Source organism: Streptomyces sp. LS-MS-L19, from assembly GCF_058382285.1.
Window position 1 is genome coordinate 5771776 of the sequence record NZ_JBYCLL010000001.1, and the last position, 19420, is coordinate 5791195.

The 19420-nt window shown below is 68.7% G+C and carries 17 protein-coding genes; 8 read left to right on the forward strand and 9 right to left on the reverse strand.

The features are described 5' to 3' along the window. Positions 1 to 125: 125 nt before the first annotated feature. The 4 genes from AC2XR2_RS25775 (at position 126) to AC2XR2_RS25790 (ending at position 4050) form a co-directional block, all read left to right on the forward strand. Positions 126 to 1217 (forward strand): LLM class flavin-dependent oxidoreductase, encoded by a 1092-nt coding sequence (locus AC2XR2_RS25775; RefSeq protein ID WP_330265162.1) that lies wholly within the window; start codon positions 126 to 128, stop codon positions 1215 to 1217. Further along, the gene (locus AC2XR2_RS25780; RefSeq protein ID WP_381305367.1) at positions 1214 to 1825 is read left to right on the forward strand and encodes an FMN reductase; all 612 of its coding nucleotides are present in this window, start codon (positions 1214 to 1216) and stop codon (positions 1823 to 1825) included. The genes AC2XR2_RS25775 and AC2XR2_RS25780 overlap by 4 nt, the downstream gene beginning before the upstream one ends. 74 nt (positions 1826 to 1899) lie before the next feature. After that, positions 1900 to 2625, forward strand: a complete 726-nt coding sequence (locus AC2XR2_RS25785) for a response regulator transcription factor (protein WP_381305370.1) — start codon at positions 1900 to 1902, stop codon at positions 2623 to 2625. Then, complete coding sequence (locus tag AC2XR2_RS25790) at positions 2626 to 4050, forward strand: sensor histidine kinase (RefSeq protein ID WP_449352466.1); 1425 nt, start codon at positions 2626 to 2628, stop codon at positions 4048 to 4050. Between the two features lie 76 nt (positions 4051 to 4126). Here the strand turns inward: AC2XR2_RS25790 and AC2XR2_RS25795 are convergent, their stop codons facing one another. The 4 genes from AC2XR2_RS25795 to AC2XR2_RS25810 form a co-directional block, all read right to left on the reverse strand. Beyond that, complete coding sequence (locus AC2XR2_RS25795; RefSeq protein ID WP_491516414.1) at positions 4127 to 5476, reverse strand: histidine-type phosphatase; 1350 nt, start codon at positions 5474 to 5476, stop codon at positions 4127 to 4129. 190 nt (positions 5477 to 5666) lie between these two features. After that, a complete protein-coding gene (locus tag AC2XR2_RS25800) occupies positions 5667 to 6527 on the reverse strand; it encodes a PaaX family transcriptional regulator (protein WP_381305379.1) in 861 nt (286 codons plus the stop codon). A gap of 52 nt (positions 6528 to 6579) precedes the next feature. Continuing rightward, positions 6580 to 7953 (reverse strand): alpha/beta hydrolase family protein, encoded by a 1374-nt coding sequence (locus AC2XR2_RS25805; protein WP_491516415.1) that lies wholly within the window; start codon positions 7951 to 7953, stop codon positions 6580 to 6582. Further along, the gene (locus AC2XR2_RS25810) at positions 7950 to 9293 is read right to left on the reverse strand and encodes an MFS transporter (RefSeq protein WP_491516416.1); all 1344 of its coding nucleotides are present in this window, start codon (positions 9291 to 9293) and stop codon (positions 7950 to 7952) included. Before AC2XR2_RS25810 ends, AC2XR2_RS25805 begins: the two co-directional genes overlap by 4 nt. Positions 9294 to 9442: 149 nt before the next feature. Between AC2XR2_RS25810 and AC2XR2_RS25815 the strand changes: the two genes are divergently transcribed. The 3 genes from AC2XR2_RS25815 to AC2XR2_RS25825 all read left to right on the forward strand — a co-directional run bounded on the left by AC2XR2_RS25815 (position 9443) and on the right by AC2XR2_RS25825 (position 11745). Continuing rightward, the gene (locus AC2XR2_RS25815) at positions 9443 to 10081 is read left to right on the forward strand and encodes an RNA polymerase sigma factor (RefSeq protein WP_381305385.1); all 639 of its coding nucleotides are present in this window, start codon (positions 9443 to 9445) and stop codon (positions 10079 to 10081) included. Further along, the gene (locus AC2XR2_RS25820; RefSeq protein WP_491516417.1) at positions 10078 to 11127 is read left to right on the forward strand and encodes a CU044_5270 family protein; all 1050 of its coding nucleotides are present in this window, start codon (positions 10078 to 10080) and stop codon (positions 11125 to 11127) included. The genes AC2XR2_RS25815 and AC2XR2_RS25820 overlap by 4 nt, the downstream gene beginning before the upstream one ends. A 111-nt stretch (positions 11128 to 11238) precedes the next feature. Continuing rightward, a complete protein-coding gene (locus AC2XR2_RS25825) occupies positions 11239 to 11745 on the forward strand; it encodes a hypothetical protein (protein ID WP_491516418.1) in 507 nt (168 codons plus the stop codon). A 102-nt stretch (positions 11746 to 11847) separates the two neighbouring features. Here the strand turns inward: AC2XR2_RS25825 and AC2XR2_RS25830 are convergent, their stop codons facing one another. Further along, a complete protein-coding gene (locus tag AC2XR2_RS25830) occupies positions 11848 to 12264 on the reverse strand; it encodes a winged helix-turn-helix transcriptional regulator (protein ID WP_381305393.1) in 417 nt (138 codons plus the stop codon). A gap of 87 nt (positions 12265 to 12351) precedes the next feature. Between AC2XR2_RS25830 and AC2XR2_RS25835 the strand changes: the two genes are divergently transcribed. Further along, positions 12352 to 13371 (forward strand): zinc-dependent alcohol dehydrogenase family protein, encoded by a 1020-nt coding sequence (locus tag AC2XR2_RS25835; protein WP_491516419.1) that lies wholly within the window; start codon positions 12352 to 12354, stop codon positions 13369 to 13371. 231 nt (positions 13372 to 13602) lie between these two features. Here AC2XR2_RS25835 and AC2XR2_RS25840 read toward each other — a convergent pair whose 3' ends face one another. The 4 genes from AC2XR2_RS25840 to AC2XR2_RS25855 all read right to left on the reverse strand — a co-directional run bounded on the left by AC2XR2_RS25840 (position 13603) and on the right by AC2XR2_RS25855 (position 19249). Then, positions 13603 to 14730, reverse strand: a complete 1128-nt coding sequence (locus AC2XR2_RS25840; protein WP_491516420.1) for a three-Cys-motif partner protein TcmP — start codon at positions 14728 to 14730, stop codon at positions 13603 to 13605. A gap of 99 nt (positions 14731 to 14829) precedes the next feature. Continuing rightward, a complete protein-coding gene (locus AC2XR2_RS25845) occupies positions 14830 to 15585 on the reverse strand; it encodes a DUF5131 family protein (protein WP_491516421.1) in 756 nt (251 codons plus the stop codon). Between the two features lie 401 nt (positions 15586 to 15986). Continuing rightward, positions 15987 to 16694, reverse strand: coding sequence for a hypothetical protein (locus tag AC2XR2_RS25850; protein WP_491516422.1), 708 nt, complete (start codon positions 16692 to 16694; stop codon positions 15987 to 15989). A 665-nt stretch (positions 16695 to 17359) separates the two neighbouring features. After that, positions 17360 to 19249, reverse strand: coding sequence for an ATP-dependent nuclease (locus AC2XR2_RS25855; RefSeq protein WP_491516423.1), 1890 nt, complete (start codon positions 19247 to 19249; stop codon positions 17360 to 17362). Positions 19250 to 19420 lie beyond the last annotated feature (171 nt).

The following is a 19420-nucleotide window of genomic DNA, read 5'->3' on the forward strand; positions in this document are numbered from 1 at the left end:
TCCGACACAGCCCCGCGCCCCTTGAGTGGGGCCACTGAACGGTGCGGAATATGTGCGGGTGAGTCCTCGTTCTCCTGGGCGTGCGGTTATAGTTTAACCGTCAACTAACTGGAGGGTGAGCGAGCATGCAGTTCGGGATCTTCAGCGTCGGTGATGTCACGCCGGACCCGACCACCGGCCGTACGCCGACCGAGCGGGAGCGGATCAAGGCCATGGTCGCGATCGCGCTGAAGGCGGAGGAGGTCGGGCTCGACGTCTTCGCGACCGGGGAGCACCACAACCCGCCGTTCGTGCCGTCGTCGCCGACGACCATGCTCGGGTACATCGCGGCGCAGACGGAGAAGCTCATCCTCTCCACCTCCACCACCCTCATCACCACGAACGACCCGGTGAAGATCGCCGAGGACTTCGCGATGCTCCAGCACCTGGCCGACGGGCGCGTGGACCTGATGATGGGGCGCGGGAACACCGGGCCGGTCTACCCGTGGTTCGGGCAGGACATCCGGGAGGGCATCAACCTCGCCATCGAGAACTACGCCCTGCTGCGCCGGCTGTGGCGCGAGGACGTCGTGAACTGGGAGGGGAAGTTCCGCACCCCGCTCCAGGGGTTCACCTCCACGCCCCGGCCGCTCGACGGCGTCGCGCCCTTCGTGTGGCACGGCTCCATCCGGTCCCCCGAGATCGCCGAGCAGGCCGCCTACTACGGCGACGGGTTCTTCCACAACAACATCTTCTGGCCCGCCGACCACACCAAGCGGATGGTCGAGCTGTACCGCAGCCGGTACGCCCACTACGGGCACGGCACGGCGGAGCAGGCGATCGTCGGGCTCGGTGGGCAGGTGTTCATGCGGAAGAACTCCCAGGACGCGGTCCGCGAGTTCCGGCCCTACTTCGACGTCGCCCCGGTCTACGGCCACGGCCCCTCCCTGGAGGACTTCACCGAGCAGACCCCGCTGACCGTCGGCTCCCCGGAGCAGGTCATCGAGAAGACGCTGAAGTTCCGCGAGTACGCCGGCGACTACCAGCGCCAGCTGTTCCTCGTGGACCACGCCGGGCTGCCGCTGAAGACCGTCCTGGAGCAGCTCGACATGCTCGGCGAGGAGGTCGTACCGGTGCTGCGCAAGGAGTTCGCGGTGAACCGGCCGGCCGACGTCCCGGAGGCCCCCACCCACGCGTCCCTGCTGGCCGCCACGCAGAACAAGGAGGTCGTCGCATGAAGCTCGTCGTCGTGTCCGCGGGACTGAGCGTCCCCTCGTCCACCCGTCTGCTGGGAGACCGGCTCGCGGCGGCCGTGGGACGGACCGCCGAGGTGGACGTCCAGGTCGTGGAGCTGCGGGAGCTCGCCGTCGACATCGCGCACAACTTCACCAACGGCTTCGCGGGCCGGGCGCTGAGCGCCGCCCTCGACGCGGTGACCGGGGCGGACGGGCTGATCGTCGTCACGCCGGTGTTCTCGGCGTCGTACAGCGGACTCTTCAAGTCCTTCTTCGACGTGCTGGAGCCGGACGCGCTGGCCGGGAAGCCGGTGCTGATCGCCGCGACCGGCGGCACCGCCCGGCACTCGCTGGTCCTGGAGCACGCCCTGCGGCCGCTCTTCGCCTACCTGAAGGCCGTCGTCGTGCCGACCGGCGTGTACGCCGCCTCCGAGGACTGGGGCGCTGAAGGGCTGGACGGGCGGATCGAGCGGGCGGCCGGGGAGCTGGCCGGGCTGATGAGCGGGCTGTCGGCGGTCCGCGGGGCCACCGCCCGGCCCGCCACGGCGGACGGCTTCGAGGACGTCGTGCCCTTCGAGGAGCGGCTCGCCGCGTTGCGTCCGACGGGGTGAGAGGCCAGTAAGAAGGGCGCCGGGTGAGCTGCTCATCACGTCGTACGACTCGGCGGGCACGGCACACTGAGGGGGTGCCCCACAATGTGCTGCTCGCCGAAGACGACCGCGCCATCCGTCATGCCCTGGAGCGCGCCCTGATCCTGGAGGGCTACCAGGTCACCGCGGTCGCCGACGGCGTGGAGGCGCTGGCGCAGGCCCACAGGACGCCGCCGGACGTGCTCGTCCTCGACGTGATGATGCCCGGGATCGACGGGCTCCAGGTCTGCCGGGTGCTGCGCGCCGAGGGCGACCGCACCCCCATCCTCATGCTGACGGCGCTCGTGGAGACCCAGGACCGGATCGCCGGCCTGGACGCGGGCGCCGACGACTACGTGGTGAAGCCCTTCGACGTCGAGGAGGTCTTCGCCCGGCTGCGCGCCCTGCTGCGGCGGACCAGCCCCGACGGGATGGCCCCGGTCGGCGCCGCGCCCAAGGCCGTGGTGCCCGAGCTGCCCCAGGGGCGGATCGAGGCGGCCGGACTGCGCATGGACATCCAGGCGCGGCGGGCCTGGCGCGGGACCCGCGAGCTGGAGCTGACCCGCACCGAGTTCGAGCTGCTGGAGCTGCTCGTGCGCAACGCCGGGATCGTGCTCGACCACTCGACGATCTACGACCGCATCTGGGGCTACGACTTCGGTCCGGGCTCCAAGAACCTCGCCGTCTACGTCGGCTACCTGCGCCGCAAGCTCGACGAACCCGGCGCTCCGCAGCTGATCCACACGGTGCGCGGCGTGGGTTACGTGCTCCGGGAGGACTGAGTGGGGCGGCTGGCTCGGCTGTGGGCCCGGCCGCGGCCCCGGTTGCTGTCCCTGCGGACCACGTTCGTGGTGTCCTTCGCCGCGGTGACGGCCGCGGTGACCGTCCTCGTCGGCGTGCTGTCCTACAGCGCCGCCGCCCGTCTGGTGCGGGTGGACCAGGAGTCCGTGTTCGACCAGGTCGTGCAGGATCTGCGGGACGAGGTGAGCCAGCACCGGATGGCCCCGGAGGACTTCTCCTCCTCGGCGCCCGGGCACGACCTGGTGCGGCCCGCCCGGACGGACGTGCAGGTGCTCGGGCCCACCGGGGCGGTCGCCGACCCCGGGCGGCCGGGACTGCCGGTGACCTCCCGGGACCGGCGCATCGCGGGCGCGGACCTCGCCGGGCGGATGGTGCTGCACAAGGAGGTCTCGGTCGGCAGCGACGTGTACCGGATCGCCACCGTCTCCCTCGGCGGGAGCCGGGGGGCCGTGCAGGTCGCCCAGGAGTTCAGCGACACCGAGGATCTGCTGCGGGCGCTCCAGCAGCGGACGTTCCTGCTCATGGCCGCGGTGGTGATCGGGGCCGGGCTGTTCGGATGGTGGCTGGCCCGGCGGATCACCCGGCGGCTGGTGATCCTCACCTCCGCCGCGGAGGACGTGGCCCGCACCAGGCGGCTGGAGATCGAGGTGCCGGTCACCGGGTACGACGAGGTGGGACGCCTCGGGCGGGCCTTCGACCGGATGCTCGGGCGGCTCGCGCAGTCCGAGGAGGACCAGCGGCGGCTGGTGCAGGACGCGGGGCACGAGCTGCGGACGCCGCTCACCTCGCTGCGCACGAACATCTCGCTGCTGCGGCGGATCGACGAGCTGCCGCCCGCCACCCGGGAGGAACTCGTCGCCGACCTCACCCAGGAGGCGCGGGAGCTGACCGACCTGGTCAACGAGCTGGTCGACCTGGCGGCGGGGCAGTCGGACAACGAGCCGCCGCAGCGGGTGGATCTCGCGGACGTCGCCGAGGAGGTCGCCGGGGCGGCCCGGCGGCGGACCGGTCGGGAGATCCTGGTGCACGCGAGCGGTTCGACGGTGACGGACGGGCGGCCGGGCATGCTGCAACGGGCGGTGTCCAACCTGGTCGAGAACGCGGCCAAGTTCGACCGGGACGGCAGCGCCCCGATCGAGATCTCGGTGTCCGGGTTCACGCTCGGGGGGCCGGTGCGGGTGGAGGTGCTGGACCGGGGTCCGGGGATCGCGGACGCCGATCTCGTGCGGGTCTTCGACCGCTTCTACCGGGCCGCGGACGCCCGGTCGCTGCCGGGGTCGGGTCTTGGGCTGTCGATCGTGCGGGAAGTGGCCCTGTCGCACGGGGGAGCGCCGTTCGCGTTCCCCCGGGACGGGGGTGGGACCGTGATCGGGTTCACGGTCGGCGGGCATGCCTCCGGCGGTTGAGCGGTTGAGCGGGGGTTCGGTCGTGTGAAGGTGCGGGGTGGGTGGGGGCGGGCGTCTTGCGCAGTTCCCCGCGCCCCTAAAGGCGCCTGCCGAAGCAGCGTTCCAGTTCGTCGAGGTCGTAGAACGTGCTGCCCTTGGAGACCGGGCGGCAGCTCTGCCTGAAGGCTGTCTCCTTCTCGTTGTAGAGCATGCGGACCAGGTAGGTGGTGCCCTTGCGGTAGACGTCCCACTGGATGTTCGCGCCGAGGGGGGCGACCGAGGCGCCCCGCCACGGGTTGGTGGCGTACGTGTACGGCGCGGCGGTCGTGACGCCCTGGGTGCTGCCCGGCAGGCCCATCAGGGCGGCCAGCGGGATGATCTCCTCGGCGTGGGTGAAGCGGAGTTCGGCGCCCAGGTCGCTGGTGCCGGCGCGCTTGGCCTCGACCTGCCGGAAGAAGTCGTCGAGCAGGACGTCCGCCATCCTGTAGGTGATGTCGCTGTCCTGGAAGCCGGGGCCCTTCTCGTAGAAGTCCTCGGCGTCGCTGAGGTAGCCGAACCAGTCCGCGTCCCGCTTCGAGAGGAACCTCTCCAGGCCCCAGCCCCTGCCGCCCGGGCTCTCCTCGCGCATCGCGGGGGCGATCGCGTACAGGTTGTAGACCGCCTGGGCCGCGGCCACCTGGTCGTCGGCGGAGAGCGTGTCGACGAAGGACGTACGGAAGAGCTTGCTCAGTACGCTGCGGGCGGCGCCGTGGGTCCTCGGCTGGTCGGTGATGCTCTTCAGGGTGTCCGCGAGGCGCTGGTCGTCGGCGAGGTAGTCGCGGTACGCCTTGCCGCCGGCCGCCTTGTGGAAGTAGAGCAGGTCGACGTCCGTGCGGGTGGGTCCGATGAGCGGCTTGAGCGCCGGGTCCTTCTCGGCGAGGGTCCCGGCGTAGATGTTCGCGCTGTCCACGGCGCGGCCCTGGCCCGAGCTGACCACGTCGATCCTCTCGCCCTTCTTCGCGATCGTGGCGAAGAGGCCCGGCAGTCGGCGGGCGAGGCGGGTCGCGGTGTCCGCCAGCTCCTGCTTGCCGCGGCCGCTGAGGTCGCCGTAGCCGACACCGCTCATCGCGGCCTGGAGCGCCCGCACCTTCGGGCCGAACGCGCGGCCCTTCGCGGTGAGTCCGTTCGCGGCCCGCGCCTTCTCGACGAGGGCGAGGACCAGGTCGCCGTCCTCGCTGTCGGTCGCGGCGCGGGAGCCGTGCCGGGAGACGTTCTCCGTGAAGACGGGGACGAATCCGGCGGGGGCCTGCTGGTAGGTGCGGGGGTTCTGCCGGGGCTCGTAGGGAGCCTTCGTCCCGTAGCTGGTGCTGTCGCCGCGGTGCTCCGGCACGGCCTGGGCGGGGAGGGCGGCGGCGGTGAGGAGCACGGCGAGGCCGGCGGTGGCCAGGACTGGGATGACACGTCTCATGCGCGCATCGTTGGCGAGGGACGTGAACCGCGGGTGGCCACGGGGCGGCGACCCGGCTTCGGGCAGGGCCGGCCAGGGTCAAGAACCGCGCAGGTCAGAGAAGAGAGGGGGCGCCGTCTGCGGGTGCGGGTGCGGGTGCGTGGGGGCGGGCGTTTCGCGCAGTTCCCCGCGCCCCTGGAATGCCCAGCCGCTAGATCACCTGTTCCGGCACCCCGCGCAGTGGGGTCGTCTCCAGCGTCGTGCGGGCCGCCTTCAGGGCCGGGTGGGTCTGTTCCGCGACGGCGTGGAAGGTCTCCTGGGCGGTGCGCGCCGGCCAGGAGGGGGGCAGGTGGCGGGCGGGGAGGCGCGGGTCGGTGCGGATGGTCCACAGCCACTCGCTGACCAGGCGCAGGCGGGTGCCGATCGGGTCGTCGTCGGAGGCCTGGCCCAGCCGGTCGCTCCAGCGCTTGTCGAAGGTGACATAGCGGGCCGCGATGGACTCCAGGTCCCACGTGTCGCGGATCATCTGCTCGATGTCGGTCACCTCGGCGGCCCGCGCGTGGAAGATCTTGACGTGCGCGGTCAGGCCCAGCTCGGCGACCACCGCGGAGACGTCCACCTCGCCGGGGGCGATCCACAGGCCGCTGTACAGGGCGCCGAACCCGGACCAGGTCAGCCGGGAGCGCAGGTCGTGGCGCTGGCGCTTCCAGGAGTCGGGCAGCGAGAAGCCGAGCAGGGTCCAGGAGCCGTCCCAGTCGTCGTTGACCGCGCCCTGCTTCCAGATGCGGGTGCGGCCGTCGATCAGGACGCGGGTGGCCTGCGGGGTCAGTCCGAAGAACATCTTGCGGCCCTCGCGCTGCCGCTGGAGCAGACCCCGGTTCACCATGCGGGTCAGGGTGGAGCGCACCGCCTGTTCCCCGACGCCGACGCGGCCCAGGACGTCGATGATGCTGCCCGAGTAGACGCCCAGGTCGCCCTCCTCCAGGACGTGGTTGCCGAAGAAGGTGAGCATGAGCGACTGCGGGCGCGGCTGCGGTCCGTCCGCGGTGTCCTGGATGTCGTAGTCCTCCACGGGGGCAAGAGTACGACCGCCCGCCGACCGGGCGGCAGGCGGTCGTACGAGGTCATCGGCGGTCGGCGGGGTGGGCAAGGTCGTACGGGCGCAGGTAGGGGGTGGGGCGGTACGAGACGTAGCGGGTGGGGGTGGTGGGGTCGGCCGCGGTGGCGCGGGCGTTGAGGGACGCCGGGTCGGTGCCCTGCCAGCGGCCGGTGTCCAGGCGGTCCTCCAGGGTGTGGAGGGCGGCGAGTTGTTCGGCGGTGCTGAAGGTGCAGTGGCCGGCGTTGTCGACGTAGGCCTGGCGGAGCAGGGGAGTCGAACCGGCCGCCGTGACCGCCCGCTTCAGCGCGCTCTCCGTCTGGACCGGGACCAGGGGGTCGCCGACGGTGTGGATGGAGAGCTGGGGCTTGGCCAGCTCGCCGGTGAAGGAGCTCGTGCCGCTCATCCACGCCACGGCGTTGCGGTCCGCCTTGATGCGCGGGGCCCGGTTGAGGGCGGCGAGGTCCTTCTGCAGCGAGAGACCGGCCTTCTTGTACAGCTCGGTGACCTCCTTGCGGACGGAGGACTCGGCGAGCAGGCGGGTGTAGTCGACGCCGGTGTTCCAGGACATGTTGCCGCCCGCCCGGACCTCGGCCTCCTGGCGCCGGTTGAAGGCGGCGATCTTCAGCAGGCCCTTGACGGCGTCGTACTGGTTGGCCTGCTGGGCGTCCCAGTCGGTGGCGGCGGGGCGGGTCTGGGTGGGCGCGTTCCAGACCGGGATGTTGTGGAGGGCGGCGGCCAGGGCGATCCGGGCCCGGCCCTCGGCCGTCGACTGGGCGGAGTCGACCGTGGCGGTCAGGGTGTTCGCCGCGTCGGTGGCGGCCTGCTGGGTCGGCAGGTTCACCAGGGGGACGTCGGAGCCGAGGAGCGTCTTGAGGGCGAACGCCGGGTCGAGCGTGTTGTTCCAGTTGGCGACACCGCCCTGGACCAGGCCGCACATGGAGAGCGAGCCGTCGATCTCGTCCGGGGCGCGCTCGGCGATCGCGGTGGTGACCAGGCCGCCGTACGACCGTCCCCACGCGATGGTGCGCTCGGCCTGGCCGAAGCGGCCGGTGAAGGTCTTCAGGGTGGCCAGCTGGTCGGGGACCGCGTCGGTGACCGCCCAGCCGGTGCTGGCGTAGGAGGAGCCGATGAGGGCGTAACCCTGCTGGAGCAGAAGGGTCTTGGTGGCGGCGTCCGGGGCGTCCTGGGCGGGGTTGGCGGGGCCGCCGTTGTAGCCGTGGCTGAAGAGGAGGACGGTGCCGTTCCAGGTGGCGGGGACGTCCATCATGTACGTGGCGCCGGAGGGGAGTTGGCCGTCCACGTGGGTGGGGTCGGTGGTGGTCGCCGCCGTGGCGGCGGGTGCGGCGGTGAGGGTGAGCAGGAACGCTGCCGTGCAGGCGACGCGGGTGCTGTGCCTCATGCGGTGATCTCCTCCGTGTGGGGGGTGGTGGGGAGTTCGGGGGTGGGGTCCTCGCCGAGTGAGGTACGGCTGGTCTCGCGCACGAACCACACCGTCAGCGCGGTGATCAGCGAGCCGCCGCACAGCAGCAGGGCGACGGGGGTGCCGTTGCCGCTGCTCGCGACCAGGCTGCCGGCGATCATGGGGGAGAAGCCGGCGCCGACGAGGGTGGCGCCCTGGTAGCCGAGGGAGGCGCCGGTGTAGCGGACCCTGGTGCCGAACATCTCGCTGAACAGGGCGCCGAGCGGGCCGTACATCAGCGACTGGGAGATGCCGTGGCCGATGACGACGGCCAGGATCAGGGCGCCCGACGACTTGGCGTCGACCAGCGCGAGGACCGGGAAGGCGGTCGCGGCGGACAGGATCGCGCCGGTGAGGACGACCGGGCGGCGGCCGACCCGGTCGGAGAGCGCGGAGGCGCAGGGCAGGACGACCAGGGCGACCGCGGCGGAGACGGTGAGCGCGGTCAGCACCTGCGGGCGGGGATGGCCGATGCCGGTGGCGTACGAGATGAGGTAACTGGTCAGCAGGGACTGGGCGGTGAAGGCGCCGATGCCGACGCAGCAGGCCAGCAGGACGGGCTTCGGGCGGCGCAGGACGTCGAGGACGGGGAGCCTCGACTCGGCGCGGTCCTTCTTCACCTCGGCGAACAGCGGGCTCTCGACCACCTGGAGGCGGACGAACAGGCCGACGCCGAGCAGCAGCACGCTCAGCAGGAACGGCACCCGCCAACCCCAGGCCGCGAACTGGTCCTTGGGGAGTGTGGAGACCATCGCGACCACGGCGGCGGAGATCAGGGAGCCGAGCGGGGCTCCCATCTGCGTGAAGCTGGACCACAGTCCGCGGCGCTTCTCACCCGCGTGCTCCACGACCATCAGGGTCGCGCCGCCCCACTCACCGCCGATGGCGATGCCCTGGACCACGCGCAGGGTGATCAGCAGGACGGGCGCCCAGACGCCGATGGTGTCGTAGGTGGGCAGCAGGCCGATGAGGAAGCTGGCGCCGCCCATCAGGCCCATGGTGAGCAGCAGCATCTTCTTGCGGCCGAGGCGGTCGCCGAAGTGCCCGAAGACGATGCCGCCGATGGGGCGGGCCACGTATCCGGCGGCGAAGGTGCCGAACGCGGCGATCGTGCCCACGGCGGGGTCGGCGCCGGGGAAGAACAGTTCGCCGAAGACGAGCGCGGCGACGGTGCCGTAGACGAGGAAGTCGTAGAACTCGACGGCGGTGCCGAGCAGGCCGGAGAGGGCGACTCGGCGGAGTTGGCGGGTGCGGTCTGATGCGGTGGGGGACGGGGGCATCGCGCTCTCCCTTGAGCGGGGGAAGGACACCGCGAAATTAGGCCGTCTGGTGACCGTCGTCAAGAAAGTGCACAACATTGATAGGCTCGCGACAGGGGAGTGTGACGTGTGTCACTGGAACTCGCTGATCCTTCCGGGCAGTTGACTGCGTGACCACAGATATGCGAACCCGGATACGGGCCGGGGATCCGGACGCCTTCGCGGAGCTCTACGACGCGTGCGCCCGCTCGGTGTACAACCACGCCTTCCGGCTGACCGCCGACTGGTCCGTGGCCGAGGACGTCATGTCGGCCACCTTCATGGAGGCCTGGCGGCGCCGGGACTCCATCGAGGCCGAAGGCGGTTCGCTGCGGCCCTGGTTGCTCGGCATCGCCACCAACGTCTCCCGCTCCCACGGCCGCGGCAACCGCCGTTACCGGGCGGCGGCGAACGCGGCGGCCGCGGCCGGGATCGCGGAGGTGGCCGACCATGCCGAGGAGACCGCCGGGCGGGTGGACGACCGGCGCCGGATCGCCGCCACGCTGACCGCGCTCGCTTCCCTACGACGCCCCGAGCGCGAGGTGCTCGTGCTGTGTCTGTGGGAGGGGTTGGAGTACGCGGAGGCCGCCCGGGCCCTGGGGGTGCCGGTCGGGACCGTCCGCTCCCGGCTGTCCCGGGCGCGCGGCCGGCTGCGGAAGCTGGCGGAGGCCGAACTGGCCCGGAAAGGACGGGAACTCGGTCGGTCGAACCGGCAGACAACAGGTGATCGCGAGTACGTGATCCGGTCCGCACAGGAAGGAAACCGATGAACGCCAGCCCCTCCCAGCCGCACCCGGCCGAGTGGACGGAGACCCAGGGTCTGCTGCCCTCCGTGGAGCGGGATCTGCCGGCGGGCCGCCACCAGTTCCACAAGGAGCAGATGATGGTCCAGATCCGCGAAGACCTGCGTACGACCGCCCCGGTGCCCGCACGTCGGCCCAACCCGTTCCTGCGCCGGGCAGTGCTGCTGCCCGCGCTGGCCTGCGCCCTGGCCGGCGCGGTGGTGGGTGGTCTCGCCCTGACCGACGGCGGGGACGGGAACACCTCCCTGGCGACCGGCCCTGCGCTGACCACTCAGGTCGGTGCCGCCGACGCCAAGGGTGCCGCCCCGCTCCTCGACCACATCTCCCTGGCCGCCGCCGACACCTCCGAACCCGGAGTGCGCGAGGACCAGTTCGTCTACATCGCCTCGAAGGTCGCCAACACCTACCCGAAGACCGTCGGCGACAAGACCACGGTGGTCAGCGAGAAGCTGCACTCCCGCCAGGTCTGGCAGTCCCCCGACGGCCGGAACGGCTGGCTGATCGAGCCCGGCAACACGGGCAAGGACGGCATCACCCTGGCCGGACCGAACCCGTTCCGATCGGCCTACGACCGGCTGGTCACGCTGCCCACCGATCCCGCCGCCCTGCTGCGGAAGGTCTACCAGGAGTCGGACGCCGTCCGGGACCCCGAAGTCCCCCGTGACCAGGCCGCGTTCGTCGCCATCGGCGACATGCTGACCGAGAGCTACCCGCCCGCGAAGCTGACCGCCGCGCTCTACAAGGCCGCCGCCGACATCCCCGGGGTCGTCGCGGTGGACGACGCGGTCGACGCGGTCGGCCGCCACGGGGTCGCCGTCGCGCGGCTCGACGAGCAGAGCGGGCAGCGCACGGAGTGGATCTTCGACAAGAAGACGTACGCGTTCCTGGGGGAGCGCAGTGTGCAGGTCGAGCCGAGCGACACGTTCAAGAAGGGGACGGTGACCTTCACGGTCGCGATCACTCGGCGGGCGGTGGTGGACGAGATGAAGGAGGTGCCGGGGCAGGAGGGGTGAGGGTGCGCCGGTCGCTCCCCCGCGGGTGAACGCGCCTCGCGGTTCGCCCGTATCCCTGGGGGACCGTCTGTCCCCGAACGGGCCGCACCGCCCGGATACGGAGCAAGCGACGTGCCCCTCTCGCAGCCGCCGTCACGCACCGGCCGTACTCACGCTCCCGCCGCCGCCCGTCTGGCCCGACGGGCGGCCGTCGGGGCCGGGCTCGTCCTCATGCCGCTGACCGCGGCGTGCGGCGCCGGCGCGGACGACGCGGCCGGTGGGCGCAAGGCGTCGAAGAGCCCCGCGATCTCCGCGGTGCAGGCGGGGGTCGTGGCCCCCGCGAAGGTCGAGGTCATCGCGGGGCTGACGGGCTGCAAGGCCAAGATCCGCATCGAGGCGGACGAACTGCGCCAGGGCGTCTGCCACACCAAGGACGTCGACTACCTCGTCACCACGTTCCCCGAGGAGCGGTTCAAGGAGGCGTGGCTGGACTCCGCCTCCGCGTACCGGGCGGACTTCCTCGTGGGCTCCCGCTGGATCATCAGCGCGAAGATCGACGCCCTCAAGAAGTTCCGCGATCGCACCGGCGGCGACATCGTCAGCTACTCGGGGATGGGGCCGGGCAGCGGGTCGAGGTGAGGTGAGCGGGGGCCGGGTCGTACGGCCAAGGCCGCTACCGGCTCAGGGGATCGGTGGCCGAAGAGTCGATAGCGTGCGTGGCGTCCCGGGTGCTGATCGGGATCAGCCCGCCGCCCGCACTCCCCCGTCGCCGGAATCGCCCGCCGCGCGCACCCGGGCAGCAGCAGCGGTCTGCGCCGCCTCCTGGAAGTCGACGATGGCCCCGCCGTGGTCCCTCGCCCAGGTCGTCAGGACCTCGATGGGCTCGACGAGGGTCCGACCGAGATCGGTGAGGCTGTACTCCACCCGCCGCGCCGCTTCAGCATGGCGTTCGACCAGACCGTACTGCTGGAGCCGGCGCAGCGTCTGGGTGAGGACCTTGCGCGAGATGCCGCCTATGAGGTCGACGAGTTCACCGTGCCGGCGAGGCTGATGGCTGAGTCCGAAGAGCACGAGCACGGACCACTTGTCGGAGATGATCTCGACCGCCAGGCGTGTGGGGCAGTCGGCAAGGAAGGCTGATCCAGCCGCGTTCCGCATGACAATCGAAGGTACCAGGAGGTAACCGACGGCTCCGTAGCGTCTTCCGCGAGCAACGAAACCAGCACCGGAAGCGGAGGAGCCACCATGCCACGAGTCGTCGTGTTCGACGAGTTCGGCGGGCCGGATGTCATGCGCGTCGTCGAGGAGCCCGTCGTCGAGCCCGCGGTCGGCGAGGTACGGGTCAGGATCGAAGCGTTCGCCGTCAATCCGCTCGACCGGATGATGCGTTCCGGCACCTCGCCCACACCGGTCCCCCTGCCGCACGCTCGCCTGGGTGTCGAAGGAACCGGTGTCGTCGACGCACTGGGCCCCGAGGTCACCGGCCTGAAGATCGGCGATCCGGTCATCCTCACGGCCGTTCCGGACGCGAGCGCCAGGGGCAGCTACGCCGAATACACCACGATCCCCGCGAGCCAGGTCGTCGGCAGGCCGGCCGGGCTCGGACCCACGGAGGCGGCGGCGATCTGGGTCGCGTTCTCCACCGCCTACGGCGCGCTCGTTGAGAAGGCGGGGATGCGGCCCGGCGACCACGTCCTCATCACGGCCGCGTCCGGCGGTGTCGGCCGGGCGGCGATACAGATCGCCAACCAGATCGGTGCCGTGCCCATCGCCGTCACCCGGCACACCGCGAGGAGGGACGACCTGCTCGCCGCCGGCGCCGCGGCGGTCATCACCACCGACCGCACGGACGTCGTCGAAGCTGTCCGCCACCACACCGGCGGAACCGGCGCCGACATCGTCCTCGACGTGGTCATGGGCCCTGGCCAGCAGGACCTCCTGAAGGCGGCCCGCCCCGGCGGAACACTGGTTGCCGCGGGTTTCCTGGACCCCCGGCCCGCACCCTTTCCGACCGGCACGCCGCTCACGATCTTCAGTTACCGGAGCTTCGAGCACACCCTCGACCCGGTCGTCGTGAACCGCATGGCTGCCTTCCTGAACGCGGGTGTGCGCCTTGGTGTACTGCGGCCGGCCATCGACAAGGTGTTCGCCCTCGACGACGTCGTCGAGGCACACCGCCACCTCGAGAAGGGGCTGCACGCCGGACGGAAGATTGTCGTCACGACGGGAAGGGCGGGGTCCGAGAACCCCGCCCGCAGATCATGAGCCCCGGCTCAGCCCCGCCTCAGGGCCACACCAAGCAATACGGCTGATGCCCCGCCTCATGCAACCGATGGCTGAAGTCCTGCCACTCGTGCAGCGATTGGGGGCGGGAGGGTGCTGACCTGGGGTTTCGCAGGGAAGTGTGCGTTGACCTGGGGAAACTCCTCTCGGTAGTTCTCACGGGTCAACGCCGTTTCCCAGGCTCATGTGCCCTGGATGTGCCCTCGCGGTCTCTCACCAGAGGGCGCCCTGCTCGGCTGACGGACGGGTGGCGGGCGGTGTCGTCGCCAGGCTCACTCGCGTCTTGGCATTGATAGCACGAGGTTCTGTCGTCACAGCGCCCGCCTCACGCAGCTGCCGGACGGCCTCGATCACTTGGGCCGGCCGGTAGACGGTCTCCAAGAGGGTGTATCGCTTGAGCTCCGGGATGGTTCGCCCGTCGGGCGTTTCGGAGATGAAGTCGTGCAGGATCCGTCGCAGCGGAGCCGTATCCGGTTCGAATACGAGATCAAGCATCTGCTGTTGAGTGTCCCTGGGGTCGCGGTAGCGGACGCCATAGGAAGGGTCCACCTTCCACATGGCGTCCTTCATCTTCTCCAGCCCCAGCTCGTGCTGGGTGCCGAAGATCAGGTAGAGGACCCTGCCGCCCTCGTCGACCATCTCGAAGTACAGCGTGTGCGTGAAGCCGGCGTGGCGCAGCGTGTTCCGGTACTGCTCCCGCAGGAACGTGAACTTGCCTGAGGGCGGCTGCTGGAAGACGCCTTGCCACTCCTGGCTTCCGAAGGCTTCGTCGCCGAGCTGACGGTGGCCGTCGTGCTTCTCGGCGAACCGGGTGAGGAAGCTGGGCTCGAAGGTCACCATCACTTCAGTGCTGGGATGGCGCCCCAGCTCCTGGAGGAGCGAGAAGGGGATGTCGGGTCCGCCGAAGCTATCCAGCAGGACAAAGAGAGGCTTCCCCAATGCGCCGATGCCCCGCAGCTTCTGCAGGAGGGTCGGGTGGAAATCTCCGTGACGTATGTCGACCGCTATTCGTTTGGTGATGTCGTCCGTTTGCCTGGAGCGGACGAGCTCCATCTGGCGCTGTAACTCCTTGACGCGCCGGGCGTCCTCCTCCATGAGGATCACGCGCATACGTTTCGGGAACCTCTGTAGTGCCTCGGCGAAGACTTCGTAAGCGATGACTGGGGAGCCGGGCTCGCCCTGCTTGTAGACGCCGGCACCCGCGAAGCCTTCGGCGTAACTGATCACGTCGAGTCGTGACAACAGAATCGGCGCCCAGGCTTCCAAGTACCGCTTCAATAAGTCGTGTTTGGCCGCCGTGTGCGGATCGCGTTCCCACACGGCATCCTTCGGTACGGCCACGATCGCTCCCCCTACTCCCGTCGGCCCCGCTGGGGAGAGGGTCACACACCGTTGCCATATGCCACCAGAGTGCGTACGGCGTCAGCTGGACTTTGGCCGTTAATGAGCTGCGACAGGCAGTCGCGGTGGCATTTCGTCCCAGGTTGCTCCGTCGAGTTCGCGGCCCCCTGACTTAGGGCTGCGACCACCCCACTGCTTGAAGAAGAACGGCACTTCAGCGCGGTTGCAGGCGTCGCGGATGTCCACCAGCCACTCCTCCTCCACGGGCCGATGGTGGGGCCCGGACTCCCCGCCGGCAATAACCCAGCCGATGCCGTCCAGCTTCAGACCGGTAAGCGGACCGAGCAGCGGCTCACACGACAGGAAGCGCACGGCAGCGGGAACTTGTCGAAGGTCGTCGACACGATCCAGGTGCTCTGCGTCTTCGACGGAGACGCCCATCCACAGGTTGGAGGGCCAGTCGAGTTCGCCGGCCACACGTCGCAGCCTGCGGGCTCTCTTGGTCAGCAGCTGGTAGGTGTGCTGGGGAGTCTCGGCAATCACCTGGAAGACCTGCCGGACGAAGTCCAGGGGGACCTTGGCGTGGAAGAGGTCGCTCATGGAATTGACGAAGACCATCCGTGGGGCTTTCCACTGACGGGGGATGACCAGTGCATCAGGGTGAGGGGTGAGACCGAAGCCCGGGCCGGATGTCCTGGGATCCCCGTCCGTCTGGTACTTGGCAACACCCATGGCCTTGAGGCGCCTGGATAACGTCAAGGCGTAGCAGTTGTCACACCCGGGGGAGATCCGGTCGCATCCTGTGGTGGGATTCCAGGTCGCCTCGGTCCACTCGATTGTGCTGCGATCGCCCATGGGTCCCCTCCCGTAGCGGGTGGACACTGGTCATCAGCGCTTTCCCACCCGGCGCTTCGACTGCGCTGCCTAACGAGCGACGTGCCGAACTGACACGCGATCGCCCCCCATCCTTCACGTCGAACAGGTGTTCTGTGAAGGGGGTGTTGGGATCGAAGGTCGATGGGTGCCGTTCGTCTGAAGGAAAGGTCGGCCTGCGATTGCAGCCAGTCCGCTGCGAAACAACCGAAGCGTGAGGGTCGAGTTGTCGTTTGGCGTGAGGCTCTCTCCACGGGCGAACGTCGCTGGCGCGCGTGCCGTTCAGCATTGGGCTGCCACGACGGATCCTGTCGCCCTGTGACTGGCAGTCCCGCCCTCTAAGATCCGCCTCGACGCCATGAATGCTTGGCTAGGCGCATCGGCTACTCGGTGGGAGCAGCCTGAAGAGGGAAATCTGGCAGCCCTGTCCAGGACAGGGTCTCCCCAAGGTGGTTCGCCACGATGCTAGCCAGATGCTCGGCGCCTCCTCGGTAGGTTCGGGCACACGAGATAGCCCCATGCAAGGCAAGGGAGTGTTTCCCGCCCTTCATGGGACGTAGGACCGACGACGCGGGTACTACGTTGTTCTTCACCGGGCCGGGCCACACTTCGCTCCGCCAGCCACTGGCCATCCCGTGGGACAGACAATGGCGCACCTGCATCCACCCTTGGGCTGTGACCTTGGCCTGGTCCCAGGTCAAGGTGGCCGGCTTCCAGAAGGAGGCCCCAATCGCTGGCGGGGCCCACACGTCGACAGAGAAGCCCGTCTTGAGGCCCTTGGCCAAGGTCGGAAACTCCTTGACGATGAGCTTCTCGAACTCCTCGATATCAGGATTTGTCAGGTTCATCTTTCTGACGATCTGGGCGAAGCTCTGACCCTGGCCATAAAGAACCGTTGCGAAGAAATCCTCCGCAAAGCCCTCAAAAGCAGACAGGATCCCCAGGGTGATAGCCGGGGCAAGCGCCGCAGCGTTTCCTGCCCCACCGCGCTTTCGTGGATGAAGCGCCAGGAGCCGCGACGGGACAATCAACGACCGAGCGAATCGGTCAACGCTGGCCTGCAAGCTGGGAGCCAGAACTGCTGTTGCCACTGGGAGCCTCCTGGGGTTGATCCCTAAGAAGTCAGAGGATCCCATCAGGGGTGCTGCGCTGGTACGGGTTCGTCCCAGATGACGTGGCTGACACTGCACGCGGCGTTGCCGCCCAGTTCGTCCGCAGAGCATCGCTTCGGGCGGGCAGCTGACCGCCTCGTGTACAGAGTGAGGCCGTCCGAGCCGTGGCCCAGCCGCCTCGACTGGGCCGTTGGTGAAGAGGGAGAGCGCGCTGCCCCTCTACCAGTCCCATCTCGACGGATCCGACCGGCGAGCTGATGAGGCCGAGAGATAGTCCGGCCAGCAGGTCCAGGGATCGCATGCTGCCGCGGGGGCTGACCAGGGCAGGCAGTATGCAGAGGCCGGGAGTGCGGGGCGCCCGATTTGGCCGTCGAACGAGGGCTGATGTCAGTGGGTGGGGGAAGAATGGGGGGTAAGCGAGGGAGGGACGATGTCCATACCAGGCGATGGCTCTGACCTGCTCTTTCCTTCCCCCAGCGGATGCCGCTGGTGTGGAGTGGATGAGCGTGAGCACATGCAACGCTGGAAGCTGCCGGTTGGGTGGCATAAGTGGGAGGCGCCAACATTGGGGCAACGCAAGGAGCGGATGCTTGCTCGACGTCGTCGTACTGCCGGGCCCTTAGGGACAGGCTCGGCAGGCCCAACTACTCGGCTAGCTTCCTGACCTGTGCGAACACCTCTCGAAGCTGTTCTGGAACCTGCTGGGCATCCTTCAAGGTCAGGGAGAACCCGTACATCATGTCCGGTTTCCCTCCTGGGCCCGTGTCACTTCCTGTCTGCAGCATCTCTTCCACGGCTGCGCTGAACTTCTTCTCGGTTCGTAGCTTGGCGAAGTCTTCCGGCGCCCAAAGCCCATCGTTCCTGGGCCATACCTCGTTCGCGACAGTTGCCCAGAGATCGTCGCTGAACAATGCTTCGAGTTCAGGCACATCGTCGGTTCCGGCATCAGTGGTCTCGCCGATGAACTTCACGTAGTCGGCAACGTTCGGACCGAAGTGTTCGCGAAGTTTCTGCTCCTTGAAGATGCTCTTGGGGAGCGATCGGCTGTCAGCGTCAACAACAAGCAGGAAAGTGCGCCCGCGCTTGATCAGGTATCGAGCGAGGTGCAAGGCTCCCTCATTGTTGAAACAAGCCCAAAGGGCGACGCCAGCTGCCTGTAGGGAGAGCCCTTCGCACAGCCGGAAGAGGAGAGGGAAGGCGCGTTGCTCGGTATCGCCTTCTACCGCCAGGAAGCAACGCTCGTGTAGCAGGACCGAGTTGCGGAGCCCCAGCGCTGATGCGATCTTGCCGAGGTGTAGATCGATGGCCTCGCCGAGCTCATCCGCACCGATACGCTCGGCAACAGTGCCGAGGTTCTCCAACTTGAGGTGGACAACGTCGGAAATGTCGACGCCGTCGATCAGATTCATGGAGTGGGTGGCGACCATGACGCTAACGTGCGGAATGGCGGCTTGTTTGCGGATCAGCCCCATCACCTTGCGCTGGTGGTGGTAATCGAGGTGTGTATCCGGTTCGTCGTACACGACGATCGTTTGCACTGCCGGCGGCTCGACCTCGTTGTTGTCCTGCTTCCCGCGTGCCTCCGGGCCGCCTGCATCGGTTTCTTCATCCGCCAGGAGCTCACTGGTCCATTCCCACACGGCGAGTGACACTCGTCGGTTGCTGCCCAGACCCGAACGGTCCAAGCCAACCGACGCGCCCTTGACCCGGCTGATGCGCAGAGGGGCCCCGTTGAACCCACGCTGGAACGACACGTCGGGCTCGACGAACACCTCTGTGAGATCCGGACAGCGCTCTTTGATGTGATCACAAAGCGACTTGGCGTCGATGCGCAAGCGCTCCTTGACCTCATCCTCAACTGCCTGCAACTTTCCCTGCAGAGCGGCATCCGCCATGTGTGCCTGGAATTTTCCACTGAGCGCTGTCTTCACAGCATCATCGGGGCGGGCTGCCTTCCCGTCGAAAATCAGCACCCTGGGCATGCGTCGCTCTAGACCAGACGGCGTCGACAACCAGCCCTGATTTTCCGAGTGTTTACGGCCATAGTCCCGCAGGCACTTCTCGAAATCGGCCTTCTTGGGCTTGGCGTTGTTGGGCTTGACCTCGAACTCAGCTGCGAGTTGTTTCAGTTCGGGTAGCAAGTACTGGGTAAGGTCCGTCAAACGGTCGTCGTTCGGGAGGGAGCTCCAGACTTCCAAGGACGACTTCAGGTTGGCGTCAACCCTGCGTCTCAGGCGCACCTGCGAAGGCAGGTCGAACTCCTGTTGCTCCCAGTCGTCTAGAGTGAACTCGCCCACGACCACAGTTTCGGCACAGCGTGCGAAGGATTCCTTGCCTTCGGAGTCTGTGCTGCGAACGTAGCTGCGGTCATCGTCAACCATGTTGTAGGTGCCGACAAGGAGGCCGAGAGCGTCCAGCAGCGCGCTCTTGCCGTCGTCGTTGTGTCCAGCCAGGATGGTCGGCTTGCTTACCGGGATGTTGGAGACATCCTGGAGTGACCGAAAACCGTTTGCCGAAAAGTTCTTGAGATACACCGCTGGTCGATCGCTCCGCACCTTGTCCTGTCAACTGAGCTGACAGCGTCGGCAGACGCCAGCAACATGCACGGCAGCACCAAGCGTCTCGGGAACACCATCCTAGGACTCCCGTGGCCTCTCGTGTGGGCTCTGGTCCGATCCCGTTGGCTCGTCCTTCAGGCATGCGGT

Bases quoted from the DNA above. Each gene is read 5' to 3' on its own strand.
- AC2XR2_RS25775 (WP_330265162.1), top strand. From the start codon at position 126: ATGCAGTTCGGGATCTTCAGCGTCGGTGATGTCACGCCGGACCCGACC.
- AC2XR2_RS25795 (WP_491516414.1), bottom strand. From the start codon at position 5,476: ATGAGACGTGTCATCCCAGTCCTGGCCACCGCCGGCCTCGCCGTGCTC.
- AC2XR2_RS25805 (WP_491516415.1), bottom strand. From the start codon at position 7,953: ATGAGGCACAGCACCCGCGTCGCCTGCACGGCAGCGTTCCTGCTCACC.
- AC2XR2_RS25845 (WP_491516421.1), bottom strand. From the start codon at position 15,585: ATGGGCGATCGCAGCACAATCGAGTGGACCGAGGCGACCTGGAATCCC.
- AC2XR2_RS25810 (WP_491516416.1), bottom strand. From the start codon at position 9,293: ATGCCCCCGTCCCCCACCGCATCAGACCGCACCCGCCAACTCCGCCGA.
- AC2XR2_RS25820 (WP_491516417.1), top strand. From the start codon at position 10,078: ATGAACGCCAGCCCCTCCCAGCCGCACCCGGCCGAGTGGACGGAGACC.
- AC2XR2_RS25780 (WP_381305367.1), top strand. From the start codon at position 1,214: ATGAAGCTCGTCGTCGTGTCCGCGGGACTGAGCGTCCCCTCGTCCACC.
- AC2XR2_RS25830 (WP_381305393.1), bottom strand. From the start codon at position 12,264: ATGCGGAACGCGGCTGGATCAGCCTTCCTTGCCGACTGCCCCACACGC.
- AC2XR2_RS25835 (WP_491516419.1), top strand. From the start codon at position 12,352: ATGCCACGAGTCGTCGTGTTCGACGAGTTCGGCGGGCCGGATGTCATG.